Genomic DNA, 12,866 nt, shown 5'->3' on the forward strand with positions numbered 1-12,866 from the left:
TGTTGCCGTCACCGTTGCCGTCAAGACCCCAGGAGCCCCGCCGGAACATTCTCCGGCGGGGCTCCTCAGCGTCCGCTTATTTCACCCTTGGGCGCTTTAAGCCCCCTCGGAGCTGGGCTAATCTTCCACCCCTGCGTCACGCATTGAAAGCAATGCACTTTCAATCGCATTCCGAAGATGTGGCCGCGCGTTTCCTGAGTCAGCCTTGCCCAGCAGGACTGAAAGGAAATCCGCGTCCGGGTAGCCGTTAGCCTGGGGTTCCTTGATCGCCCACACCTGCGACCAAATAGAGATCATCATCTCGTTGCAGGCTTGAGCCTGCCGCAACTCATGCGATCCGTCTTCGGTGAAGATATCGCGCGCCGAGATACCGAGCCGATGCCCCATGGCCAGCAGGAACGCCTCCTTGGACTCCGAGTTCAGGATCGCCAGAACTTGGTCTCGAATGTTCATTGGTCCATGTCCCAGAAATCTTCGTCCGTCATCCGTCGACCGCCACCATAGGGCTCGCGAGGCAATGAATCGACGTCGTATCCACGCGACCGCAGAACCGCGACCCTGGTATTTCCATTCATGATCGTTCCGTCCGGCTTGGCGATCAGTGGTTCATGTGCTCCCGGCCGCAAGGAGAAGGTAATGTCGTCCGTATCTTGCTTGTGCCAGAAGTCCAACGAACTCTTATCGAGCGAACTGTCTGGATGTAGTGACTTCAGCGGGACATCACACGGACCTGAATTGTGAACGAGTACCGGAGTCTCGCCCGCCAGCACATAGTACGTGTGGAGGTCTGCGACGGTGAGGTTGTAGACCGTGGTGGTTGTGGTGTGGTGGGTGACTGCGGTGATCTGCACCCAGGTGCCGTTGCTCGTCTGGAGCCATTGGCCGGCGGTGAGTTGATCGGCTTCGATCCAGCGGTTCAGAGCGGGGACCCAGAAGGGGTGGCCGTCCGTGGCAGTCAGGGTGTGGGTTGTGCCTGTGTCGAGGGTGATGTCGACCAGTTGTTTGTCACCGGTGCCCTTGATCAGGGCGGTGACGGGGCGGGGGCCGCTTTCACCTGTTTCGGGGTCGGTGGCCAGGACCTCGTCGCCGATCCGGATGTCCTTGATCGGCTTACGGGTGCCGTTCGCCAGGAGGACCGGTGTGTCCGAGGTGAAGCTGTTGCCGGCCTTGAAGCACTTGCCGAGGGAGGCCCACTTGGCCGCGCCCGCCGCACCGAGCATGCCGGTTGCGCAGCCCATGGCTGCGGAGGTGCCGACCTGGCCCCAGTTGGCTTTGCGGCCCGAGAGGCGTTGGCCGAGCCAGTCGAGGCCGGCTTCGGAGAGGCCGCCGATGACGCAGCCCGCGAGCATGGGGTTGTTGCCGGAGGGGTCGGTGTAGGTGGTGGGGGAACTGAGGGCGTACTGGTAGAGGTTGATGCCGCCCGCGTGGCCGATCGGGTCCTGGGAGATGAAGCGGCCGGACTCCGGGTCGTAGTAGCGGTTGCGGTAGTGGAGGAGTCCTGTTCCGTCGGATTCGCGTCCGGTGAAGGTGTAGGGGTTGGAGGATGCGGCGCCCGAGGCGGTGGGCTGGCCGTTGGGGTCGTAGGTGTAGCGGGTGGCGACGGTGCCGTCGGTGTTGGCCAGGCCGACGACGGTGCCCAGCGCGTCGGTGAGGTAGATCTGCGTCGCGTTGTTCTCGGTGCGGGTCAGGTACTCGTCCAGGCCGGATGTCGCGACCGTGGCCGTCGCCGCCCCTGCGGCGTCCTGCTCCACAAGCGGGTTGGAGCCGTCGGTCAGGTACTTCTTCGTGGTGGTGCCGAGGGCCTTCGCGGTGCGGGTGCCCAGTGCGTCGTACGTGAACAGACTGGACACTCCGCCGGTCGCGGTGAGTCCGGACAGCTGGCCGCGGGCGTTCCAGGTATAGGTGCGCTTTCCGTCGTTCTTGAGCCGGCCGTCGGCGTCGTAGGTGAAGGAGCGGCCGTTGAAGGTGGTGACCCGGTTGTCCTTCCCGAACACCGCGCCTGTCTCCGCCGCCGGCAGCGCGACCGAGGCGAGACCGCCGGACAGGCCGGTCTGGAGACCGCGCACGTCCCTGGCGTAGGTGAGGTCACCGATGCCGGCCGCGCCCTTGGCGTAGCCGATGTTCTTGACGGTGCCCGTCTTGTCTAGGGTGGTGGTACGGGTGATCCCGCCGGGCAGTGCGGCGGTCTTCTCGCGGCCCACCGCGTCCAGGCCGAAGGTGACCACTTGGTCGCCGGAGGTGACGGAGGTGAGGATGCTGGAGGCGTCGTAGCCGTAGAGCGTGGTCTTCCCGGCCGCGGTCATCTCTGTGCGCCGGTCCGCCGCGTCGTAGACGTAGGCGACCGTTCCGGTCGGTCCGGTGACCGTCTTCGGCCGGTCGTATGTGTCGTACGCGAAGGTCTGTGTCCCGGCCTGGGTGTCTGTGATCGTCTTCGGCAGGTCGACCGCGTCGTAGACGTAGGTGGCGGTGGACTCGGCCGTGCCGGCCACGTTCACGCCGTACTTGGTGTTCTTCGCCCGTCCCAGCAGGTCGTACTCGGCTGTGGCGATCTGGCCGGAGCGGCTGGTCACCTTCGCCAGGTTGCCCGCGGCGTCATAGCCGAACAGCGCCTGTGCTCCCAGCGGATCCTTCGCCGACTTGGCCCGGTCTGCGTTGTCGTACTCCCAGACGGTGGGGTTGTTGCGGGCGTCGGTGAGGGTGGTCAGGTTGCCGTTCTCGTCGTAGTCCAGGGCGGTGGTTTGACCGAGCGGATCAGTGATCTTGCGCGTCTGGTTGAGAGCGTCGTAGGTGAGAGTCGTGAGGGATCCTGCCGCGTCGGTCAGCGCGGACGGCCGCCCTGCCGCGTCGAGGAACTGGCTGGTGGTGCGGCCCTCCGCGTCCTTGACCGACACCACCTCACCGTTCAGGCAGGTGTATTCGGTCACCGCTTCGGAAGCGTCGGTCACCGTCTTCACCTGCCCGTCAGGGGTGTAGGTGAGAGCGGTCTTCCGGTTTGCGGGGTCGGTGACAGTCCGCAGATCGCCCTCGGCGTCGTAGCCGAGGATCGTGGTGTTGTTCAACGGATCGGTGAGGGCGGTGGGCTGGTCGTACGGACCGTCGTAGACCGCGGTGCCGGACTGGCGTGCCTGTGGCGTTCCCGCGAGCTCGGTGGTGCGGGTGATGTATCCGTTGGTGTCGTAGGTGAGTTCGGTGCGGCGGCCGTACGGGTCGGTGACCGCGTCCACGCGGTGGCGAGGCCCCCGGTGGTACTGGGTGGTGCGGGCGAGGGAGCTGCCGTGGGCCTGGGTGTCCTTGATCCCGTAGCCGTCCGCGTCGAACTCCACTCTCCTCACGGATCCGCCGGGCTGGGTGACCGTCGTGGAGGTGACCTTGCCCGCGCCGGTCAGGGTGTACACGAAGGTGTACTTGGCACCCTCGGTGAGCGTCTGCTCCTGGACCCGCCCGCCCGAATAGATGTTGGTCATGTAGGTGACGCCGCGAGCGTCCGCTGCTGTCTTGATGCGGTTGGAGGTGCCGTCGTAGGTGTAGCGGCTGATCTTGCCTGCGGGGTCCTTGACGGTGTCCAGGCGTCCGGTGGTGTCGTAGGTGTACCAGGTGGTTCGGCCCGCGTTGTCACGGACCGATGAGACGCGCTTCTTGGTGTCGTAGGCGAGGGAGATCCAGCGGCCACCGGGGGTGGAGATCTGCGTGATCTCGCCCTTGTTGCCGGCGCGCGTCAGCTGTACGGCGTTGCCGTGCCGGTCGCGTATCTCCTTCAGCGGCGCGTACTGGGGGAAGATCCAGGTGGTGCCGTCGCGGAACTTCAGGTGCCACGTTCCGTCGTCGCCCCACACGATCTTCGATCCGTGGTATCCGGACGGGGTTCCGGAGGGTTCGAAGACCGCGTCGGAGTAGCCCGTGCCGGGCGAGGTGCGTACGAAGGGGACCGACTGGCCGCCGGGCAGGTACAGGTCGACCTGTTCGTACTGTTTCTTCGAGTGCAGGAAGACGTTGTAGGAGAGGTCCCGTCCGATACCGAAGGCGCGGGTTCGCGTGTCGCCCTGCCAGTAGGTCCGGGTGACTTCGGCCGGGCCGCGGGAGTCGGACACCGCCAGGTCGGTACGCGAGTCGGTCAGCATTCCGGTGGACAGGTCGACGGGGTCGCCGGACAGCCAGTCGACAACGTCCTTCACCCACGGCAGGTCCCAGGGAAGCCAGTCGGGGATGTTGAACATCGCACCGTGAAAGGCCCAGACCCGTGTCTTGGCATCGGGCACGACCTGGCGGCCGTCGGCAGATACCTTCCCGTGGCCGTAGACGTACCAGCCCTTCTTCTTCGGGTCGTAGTCCATGAACTCCACGCGGGTGCCGGGGGCTTCGCGTGTGTAGTTCGGATAGATGACCTGCGCGCCCTTGGGAAAGACGTACGTGCCGCCCGGCTGCACGGTGAAGTACACCGGCACGACGCTGTTCTCGGGCAGCGGGAAGGGCGGCCGGTCGATGGGGATGGCGGTGATCCCCAGCTCCGTGACCGGCTTGCCCTTCTCGTCCCGGACCACTGAACCCTTGGGGATACGGACTTCGAGCCCGGGGATCTTCGGCGTCTTCAGCACGACGTCGGACTTCGCCGGGGCGGCGAAGCTCACCGTGTTCCTGGTGTCGAGGGGCGTCATCCAGACCGGGAACCCGAGATCGACGCTCTGGCCGCGCTTCGGGCCGATGTGTATATCGAAGCGGCCGTACTGACGCTTCCTCGTGTTCGCTGTCGAGCCGTCGACCACCAGGGTCTTCGCGTCGGGACTGATGCCGGCCAGCAGGAATCTGCCGCGGGAGTCAGTTCTGGCCGTCTTGTCGCCGACGGAGACGGTGACCTCTGCCAGGGGTTTCCCGTCCAGCTTCAGTATGTGACCGGTCAACGCCGTTCTGCCCGGGGGCGAACGAAGGCCCTGCGGGGCTTTCGGCCCGTGACCGCGGCCTGTCACCCAGTCCCGGCCGGTTGTCTGCTGCTTGCCCGGCTGCCAGGCGTCCGCACCCTTGGGAACAATTCCTGCCGTATCGCTCGTGTCGTCTCTGCTCTTCGCTGCGGCCGCGAATCGGTCCTTGATGCCGAGAGTGATCTGACCGGTCGACGGGCCTACCGGCTCGACCACCAACGTGTACGTGCCCGGCTCGAGGAATCGCAATGATGCTGAGAGAGTCGACTGGGACAGATGTACCGATCCCCATTCCTCACCGGCTGAGTCAACCAGCGTCGCGGACCAGGCGAACGGTGATGGTGCCTCCACCTCGACGTCGGGACCGGCCCCATCCTCCGACTCGACTGTGAAGGTGAAGTAGGCGTGCTGGTACGGCTGGGAGATCACTGCTGTTTGCTTGGCCCCGCCCAGCGCCAGTGTTCCGGCGTTCACTCCGGCCAGCCGTGATGCGGTCACGGTGCCCATGGCTGTGCGCCAGGGTTGGACCAGAACCAGGTGTGTTCCCTCGGGGAGAGGCGCGGGTAGAGCAACCCCGGTCTCTCCCGACGTACCGATTGTGCCGATGCCTGTCATGATTTGGCCGTCGGGTGTGACCCTGGAGACCGAGGCCATGCCCTTCAGCGCAACCGGTCCCGACACGATGGCCGAGATGCCGCTGTGGTCCGCGGCGAGAACGGGAACGATGAGCTGCTGACCCGGTCGTGTCAGTTCCGCTTGTGTGCTGGTGCTGCCAGTGGTGAGGGGCGTGGTTGTCACGGGAGTCGAAAGCCAGAACTTCACCGACCCGGTGGAGGCCACATACGTCTGGAGCACCGCTGTGTAGTCGTCTCCAGGGGTCAGGTCGTTCAGGTGCAGAGCACCGTCGCTGTTCGCGAAGACGGTTCCGAGCCCCTCGACGATATTTCCGTCGGCGTCCCATGCCTGAAGGGTCGAATTCATCGGGATGGTTACGTCAGTGACGCCGAGCCCCACGATTCCGCCGGGCGGGGCGGTGAACTCCGCTCGCGCCAGCTGCCCACGCCGCGCCACCACCGCTGGTACCGATGCCGCGTCCGGTGAAAGAGATACCTTGACGTCCGCCGACAGGAGAAGTCCCAGCGTTCCGGTGACCCCTGGGTCTGGGTTGGCGGTGACGATGTAGGTTCCCGTCTCCGGCAAGTCTCCCAGCCCGACTGTTGCGGAGGCTCCGGCGGGGACATAGGTCCCTCCCCAGCCGACAGTCTCACCGGACGGTGCCTGCACCGTGACGTAGGCCGCGCCGGTAAAGGTGCTGTCGAGCGCACCGATCGAGAGGTCGTCGCCTTTCTGTGCCTCGAAGGTGGCTTTCGCGAGTCGTCCTGGCCTGTTGAGGCTGACGTTGGCAGGCGTCGCGTCGGTCGGGGAGAGCCTGCCGACCGCCAGAGCCTGAGACGCGGTGACCGTGACAGACCCCGGCCCCGTAGCCGAGCTGTACGGCTTGATGACCAGGGAATACGTTCCGGAGACCGGCAGGTCGGTGAGATCCCAGTCGAAGAGCTTGCCGGGGCGCACCCGGACCTGGTCGAGCTCGATGTCCTGGGGAGAGACCATCCGCAGCTGCAGGTCGCCACCAAACGTCGAGCCGGAGAGATGGAAGCTCAGGGAGTCGCCTGCGTCGGCATCAATCAGAACCCGGGCTCTCTTGTCGGAGGCCGAGATCGAGACTGAAGGCGGATCTTCATCGGTCGGCGACGTGCGAACCGTGGTCTCGAACTCGTCTCCCCCCAGGGGAACACTGAAGTCGCCGGGAACCGCTCCCTGGCCGTCAGGGGTCTCAACCGTGATCCGGCCTGTAGTCGCACCTGCGGGGACCTTCACCGTCAGAGCGTCGTCAGCACGGTCAACGACCTCCGCGATCCTGCCGCCGTTGAATCGGACGACATTGTCCGTCGCAGCGGACGCGAAACCAGACCCGGAGAGCACGACGTTTGTCCCTGGCGGACCGGAGGTCGGCGCATATGAGGTGACGCTGGGCTTGCCCGGGGCTGGAGTGAAGGTCTCCACAGACGCTGCACTGGCACCGCCGACTGCTACCGAGACCAGCCCCTTGGCCGCGCCTTCGGGAACGGTCACCACCAGTCGGGTGGCCGACGCCGACGTGACCGTGGCGGTCTTCGTTCCGAACGAGACCGTGTTGGATGCCGCTGTTGTCGAGAACCCCGTGCCGGAAAGAGTGACGCTCGCGCCGGATGCAGCGCGGACAGGAACCAGGGAGAGAACCGACAGGTCACTCGACGCGAAACGGTCCACGCCGAGGCGGTTGCCCGCCGCGTCGTAGCGGTAGCGAGCGGTCTGGCCTCCCGGGTCCGTGACACCTACGAGGCGGGATGCCGCATCGTAGGCATACACCGCATTGTTCGTGGTCGGCTCGGCGGCTGCGGGTGCAGTCGGCCCCGCCGGGCTGCCCACCGGCGTCGATTCGCTGAGAGTGCCGTCCCAAGTCTGCGAAGACACTCCTGATGAGGGGGCGGATGGGGCCGCCTCGGCGGACACCAGCCCTACCGACAAAGCCAGCCCCAGCACCCCGACCGTGAGTGCCCGCCAACGTGCGGACACACCTGTTCCGAACCGTTCGCCGCGCATGCGCACGCCGCCCCTCCCCAGAACCCCCTCATGAGCCACGAATGGCCCACGACACCCACATCTCCAGGCGAGCGATCACAAGTTACACACAAACTGTCGCCATCGAGCCGAAGAAGACAAGATCACGCCAACGCGACACACTCACAGCACTATTGACCATCAGGCCATGATGGAGATCAACCATCCAGAAACCTCAGCTCAGGGTGCTCGGACAGACGTCGCCGGCTTACCACGCCCCATAGACAGCCTCCGCACACCTGCGCCATCTCCAGGTCAGATTCGTCCGAATTGGAGCAGGCGCGAAGTGTGTAAAGTCCTCTGCGCCCATCCGCGGGGTTGGTCGTCGTACCGATAAGCGTGCCCGCTACGCGGTGGCAATTGGCCGCCACGGCAATCTGGCTGAAGACCAGTGCGGTCCAGCACATTGTTGGAAGCCTGTTCGGGGCCGATGGTTACGTCATCTCGGGAGCTTTCCACTCCTAGCCGCCCATCACGATCACCGCCGGCGCCCCGCTCGCCGTGGTCTCCAAGACGCTGCGGCACTCCACTCCGTCGACCACCGCCCGCCTCTACAGCCACCTCACCCAACAGGCCGCACACCAGGCCGTCGACGCGATCGCCCACACGCGCACCACGGCGGCAGGAGCTACTGGCCGCCCGCCCCGACCAGGGTGACTACGACCACATTCCCCACCTCCGCGAAGCCCTCCACAAGTTCCGCTCCCCCGCACCGCATGCCGCCAGTGCCACGGCGAACCGCTCCAGGCTCGGGCCCGCGACCACACTGCGACCACCATGCCCCCGGGCGCACGAAAGGCCGCCCTCCCATGGATGAGAGAACGGCCTCCGACCTGCGTTTCCGCACAGTCGGGACGACAGGATTTGAACCTGCGACCCCTTGACCCCCAGTCAAGTGCGCTACCAAGCTGCGCCACGTCCCGATGCGTTTCCTCCCGGTTGCCCCGGGTGGCCGCGCAAGAGGAACTTTACCTCACTCCGAGGACCGGATCGACGCCCGTGCCTGCTGGGCGCGGGCGGCGAGCCCTTCCGCTCCACAGGTCATGGCCTGTTTCTGCGCCCGTGCCAGCTCCCGGTGCGAGCGGATCGCGATTCCGTAGTCCACCCGGGCCAGGGCGTGCTCGTACGCGGACGGGGACTTCTCCAGGTGGCGGAGTGACTCGGCGAGCAGACGCGTGGATTCCTCCGACGGGGCGAAGAGGGCAACGCTGCGCAGGGCTTCGCCGATCGCGGTGTCCGTACCGAACCGTTCCGCGTGCACCCTGGCGCGGGCGGCGAGCTGGGCTCCACGGGCCGGGTCGTCGTCGACCAGGGCGCGGGCGAGATCGCCGGCCCAGGGTGCCCAGACTCCGTTGAACCGTCCGCGTGGTTCCAGCGCCGCGCCCGCCGCCTCCAGTTCGGTGACGGCTTCCTTCGTACGGCCCTCGGCCAGCAGCAGCCGGCCGCGGACGCACGGAGCGTCGGGCAGCACCATGGCGCTGGGATAGGGGGCGCCGAAGTCGTAGCGGTCGGCGACCAGACGGGCCTCCGCCGTGCGTCCGCGGGCGAGCAGGGTGTCGATGAGCAGACAGGTGGCGTCCCAGTGGACGGGCAGCCCGCTGCCGACCCGGTCGGCCAGGCGCAGTCCCTCGCGCAGGAATCCCTCGGCCTCGGCGAGGCGGCCGCGACGGCGGTGGACCAGTCCGAGCAAGGTGTGGGCGAAGGCGAGGTGCGCCCCGCTCCACCCCGAGATCTCGAAGGCGCGCACCGCTTCGCCGAACAGGCTCTCGGCCCGGTCCAGCTGGTCGGTGAAGGCGTAGGCGATGCCGACCATCGTGGGGAGCTCGAAGCCCCATTCGGAGTCGGTCCAGCCGAGGCCGCGCGCCGGACTGCCGTCGATCAGCGCGCGTTCGCAGAGGTCGACGACGACCTGGGAGTTCTCGCCCCGCAGCATGGCGTCGAAGGCGCGGAGGGTGAGCAACGCCCGTTCGGCGTTGTCGCGGCCCTCCAGATGATCGGCGTTGCGGGCCAGCCGCCGGGAACGGCTCGGACCATCGGACTCGGTGGCCTGCATGCCCTCCCAGAGGAAGTGCGCCGCCTGCAGCCGCATGAGTCCGGGCCCCGGAGCGGTACGGGCCGCTTCCGCGGCCAGCGCGAGCGCCGCGTCCCTCAGCTGGTTGTTGTGGGCCAGGGCGGCGGCGAGCCGGAAGGTGGCGTCCACCCGCAGCCCGTCGTCCAGCCCCGGCAGGTCGAGGGCCGACCGCAGGTGCCGCACCGTGGTGGGCGGTGAGCTGAGCAGTGTCGCGCAGCCCAGCTCGTACAGCAGGGCAGCCCGCGCGTGCGGGCGGGGCGGCTCCTCCAGCGCGCGCTCCAGGCAGCGCCGGGCCGCTTCGGGAGCGCCGACGGCGAGGTGCTGGCCCGCGGCTTCGCGGAGCTGGGCGACCAGTTCCTGGTCGTCGTCCGGGTGGACTTCGAGCAGATGCCGGGAGGCCGCGGCGGCGCCGAGCCCGGCGCGGTTGATGGCCCAGGCGGCCCGCCCGTGCATCGCGGTGCGGGTGGCCGGCGGGATGGAGCGGTAGACGGCGGTGGCGATCAGCGGGTGCACGAACTCCAGCGGGTCGAAGCCGCTGACGATACGGGCGTCGCGCAGCCGCGCCGTGCAGTCGGCGGCCTCCGCCGAACTCATCCCGGCGAGGGTGGCGGCGAGTTCCTGGGAGATGTCGGTGCCCAGGACCGCGGCGGCCCACGCGAACCGGTTGGCGTTCGTGCCCAGCCGTTCGAGCCGGGCGACGAGTCCGCTGCCGCGGGCGGACGCGCCCAGTTCCCGCAGCGTGCCCGCCGATTCCTCGACCGGCGGCAGTTCACGGTCCTGGACCTTGGCGACCAGCTCGACCGCCTCGTACGGGTTGCCGCCGGTCACGGCCCACACCTCGCGGCAGAACGGGTCGTCCGCGTGCTCGCCGAGGGCGGCGCGGACCAGTTCGGCGGTGGCGTCCGGGGTGAGGGCGCGCAGGGCGACCCGGACCAGCGGGGCGTGGCCGGCCGGGTTGCGCTCGGCGTCCCGGTCGGCGGTGTAGCTCGCGTCGCGCTCGGCCATTTCCTGCGGACGGTGGGCCTGGACGACCAGGAGCGGGAGTTCACCGAGGCGTGCGGTGAACGAGGCCAGCCAGGCGAGTGATTCGCCGTCGGCCCAGTGGGCGTCGTCCACGATGAGCAGCAGCGGCCGGTGGCTGAGGCGTGAGGCCAGCCGGGAGACGAAGAAGTCGAGGCCGTCGCGGACACCCTGCGGGTCGGGCTGCGGACCGCTCGGTTCGGCGAGGCCGAGTGCGGGTGCCGTGATCTCGTACCAGTCGCCGAACAGCGCCCGGGTCTCATCGGCGGCGAACTGGTCGAACGCGGGCTGGAGCAGCTGCCGCACGACGTGGAACGGCACCGATGTCACCGTCTCACCGCCGCGGGCCGACCAGACGGTGCAGCGGTCGGACGCCATCGACTGGACCTCGGCGAGCAGCGCGGTCTTGCCGATGCCCGCCTCACCACTGAAGACCACCAGTCCGCCGACTGCCTGGGCGCCGCAGAGGGCTTCCACGGCCGCAGCGGCTGCGGCGAGTTCCGGTTCACGCTCGTACAACGGCCGGGACGGCTTCATGCCCACCCTTCCCCAAAGTGGCACTGACGACTGTCGAGACTAGTCGTGCGCGGGGGCCCACGGACAGTGTTCAAGCCATTCCTCGCAGGTACGGGGCACAATCGGGTAGTGGACGAAACTCGCAGGGACCGTGACGCCGAGGGCAGGGCGCGCAACGCGCGCCCCCGGGACGGGCTGGGGCGCCCCCTGCCCTACGGGACCCCGGGGGTGGAGCGGCAGCCGGAAGGCGTGGTCCGTACTCCGCGGGAGACCGTGCGGGAGGCGCAGCGGCTGCTGGACGCGGGGATGCCCTTTCACGCGCATGAAGTGTTCGAGGACGCCTGGAAGTCGGGGCCCGAGGGGGAACGTGAACTGTGGCGCGGGCTGGCCCAGTTGGCTGTCGGGCTGACACACGCGGCCCGGGGCAACACGGCGGGCGGGGCGCGGCTGCTGCGCAGGGGCGCGGGGGCGATCAGTGCCTTCCGTGACACCGATCCGCACGGTATCGGCGTCGGCTCGCTGGTCGGCTGGGCGACGGAGCTGGCCGGGCGGGTGGAGGCGGGCGCGGCGAGGACCGCTGGTGCTGCCGGGGATTCGGGGAACGTGGACGCGGCGGCGGAGGCGCCTCGGCTGCGGAAGTAGAAGCACCACGGCAGCGAGGGAGCGTGCGATCAGGTGTGCGATAGATTTCCCTCTTCCTGACGCGTTTTCCCTGTTCCCGACGTGTTTCCCGGTTCCCACCGCCTGCTCTGGAGACGGACTCCCGATGACCGACATCATCAACGGCCTCGGCCGCGCCACCGCCTACGGGGCCCTCGGCGTCGTACTGCTCGTGCTCGGCATCCTGCTGGTCGACCTCCTGACGCCGGGCAGGCTGGGCCGGCAGATCTGGGAGGAGCGCAACCGCAACGCGGCCGTGCTGCTCAGCTCGGCGCTGCTGGGCATCGGCGGCATCGTGTTCACCTCGATCTGGACGACGTACGAGGACTTCGGCAAGGGACTGGTGTCGACCGCGGCGTTCGGGGTGCTCGGTCTGGTGCTGATGGCCGTGGCGTTCCTGGTGGTCGACCTGGTCACCCCCGGGAAGCTCGGAGCCACGCTGGTCGAGCGGGAACCGCACCCGGCGGTCTGGGTGACGGGGTCCTGCAACCTCGCCGTCTCGGCCGTCGTCTCGGCGTCCATCGCCTGAGGTGCCTCCCCGGAAGCCCCCGCGGCCGCCCCCCGGACGCTTCCCGGACGCCCCCGCGGCCGCTTCCCGCGAAGCCCGCTCCGGCGCTTCCCCCGGACATGATCTTCCCCGGTCCGCGGACCCTCGCGCCGCACAGCCATTACGATCCGGCTCCATGAGCACTTCTGACCAGGACCAGGGACAGGACCAAGGCGTGGACGCCCCGATAGCCGCAGTCGCCACCGACGGAAAGAGACTGACACCACGTCAGGCGCGGCGGCTGCGGATCGTCCTTTCCTCGGTGGGCATGGCGGCGATGGCCGTGGTTCTGGCGCTGCGGATCGCCAGCCGCTCGTCCGTGCTGGTCGTCGGCGTGTACGGGCTCGCGCTGATCCTGTGCGGCGTCGTGATCGAGCTGAGCAGGAACGGGCGGACCCGGCTGGGCAGCTGGCTGCTGGGCGTGGGCCTGGTGGCGGCCGTCGGCGCGGACTGGCTGCTGATCCCCTGAGTTCCGGGG

The 12,866-nt window shown here is 68.1% G+C and carries 6 protein-coding genes, 1 tRNA gene and 1 pseudogene; 3 read left to right on the forward strand and 5 right to left on the reverse strand.

Features of this window, described 5'->3' with window-relative positions; translation table 11 throughout:
• Nucleotides 1–117: 117 nt before the first annotated feature.
• The 5 genes and pseudogenes from ACIGJO_RS16290 to ACIGJO_RS16310 form a co-directional block, all read right to left on the reverse strand.
• Entirely contained in the window at nt 118–453 is a 336-nt protein-coding gene (locus tag ACIGJO_RS16290; protein ID WP_399958266.1) for a hypothetical protein, read from the reverse strand.
• Nucleotides 450–6,524, reverse strand: coding sequence for an RHS repeat-associated core domain-containing protein (locus ACIGJO_RS16295; protein WP_399958979.1), 6,075 nt, complete (start codon nt 6,522–6,524; stop codon nt 450–452). Before ACIGJO_RS16295 ends, ACIGJO_RS16290 begins: the two co-directional genes overlap by 4 nt.
• Nucleotides 6,525–6,722: 198 nt before the next feature.
• Nucleotides 6,723–7,556: pseudogene (locus tag ACIGJO_RS16300) on the reverse strand (IPT/TIG domain-containing protein); the annotation flags it as partial.
• 867 nt (nt 7,557–8,423) lie between these two features.
• Nucleotides 8,424–8,497: transfer RNA gene (locus tag ACIGJO_RS16305), tRNA-Pro, on the reverse strand.
• A 50-nt stretch (nt 8,498–8,547) separates the two neighbouring features.
• Nucleotides 8,548–11,202 (reverse strand): ATP-binding protein, encoded by a 2,655-nt coding sequence (locus ACIGJO_RS16310; protein WP_399958269.1) that lies wholly within the window; start codon nt 11,200–11,202, stop codon nt 8,548–8,550.
• Between the two features lie 108 nt (nt 11,203–11,310).
• Between ACIGJO_RS16310 and ACIGJO_RS16315 the strand changes: the two genes are divergently transcribed.
• The 3 genes from ACIGJO_RS16315 to ACIGJO_RS16325 all read left to right on the forward strand — a co-directional run bounded on the left by ACIGJO_RS16315 (nt 11,311) and on the right by ACIGJO_RS16325 (nt 12,857).
• Nucleotides 11,311–11,823, forward strand: coding sequence for a DUF309 domain-containing protein (locus ACIGJO_RS16315; RefSeq protein ID WP_399958272.1), 513 nt, complete (start codon nt 11,311–11,313; stop codon nt 11,821–11,823).
• Nucleotides 11,824–11,947: 124 nt separating this feature from the next.
• Nucleotides 11,948–12,370, forward strand: a complete 423-nt coding sequence (locus ACIGJO_RS16320) for a DUF350 domain-containing protein (RefSeq protein ID WP_399958275.1) — start codon at nt 11,948–11,950, stop codon at nt 12,368–12,370.
• Nucleotide 12,371: 1 nt separating this feature from the next.
• The gene (locus tag ACIGJO_RS16325; protein WP_399958278.1) at nt 12,372–12,857 is read left to right on the forward strand and encodes a hypothetical protein; all 486 of its coding nucleotides are present in this window, start codon (nt 12,372–12,374) and stop codon (nt 12,855–12,857) included.
• The last annotated feature ends 9 nt before the right edge of the window (nt 12,858–12,866 follow it).

It is taken from the genome of Streptomyces sp. NPDC079020 (assembly GCF_044542225.1).
Taxonomy (GTDB): Bacteria; Actinomycetota; Actinomycetes; order Streptomycetales; family Streptomycetaceae; genus Streptomyces.

Coding starts and splice junctions, on each gene's coding strand:
- ACIGJO_RS16310 (WP_399958269.1), bottom strand. CDS start 11,202: ATGAAGCCGTCCCGGCCGTTGTACGAGCGTGAACCGGAACTCGCCGCA.
- ACIGJO_RS16320 (WP_399958275.1), top strand. CDS start 11,948: ATGACCGACATCATCAACGGCCTCGGCCGCGCCACCGCCTACGGGGCC.
- ACIGJO_RS16290 (WP_399958266.1), bottom strand. CDS start 453: ATGAACATTCGAGACCAAGTTCTGGCGATCCTGAACTCGGAGTCCAAG.
- ACIGJO_RS16295 (WP_399958979.1), bottom strand. CDS start 6,524: ATGGTCTCTCCCCAGGACATCGAGCTCGACCAGGTCCGGGTGCGCCCC.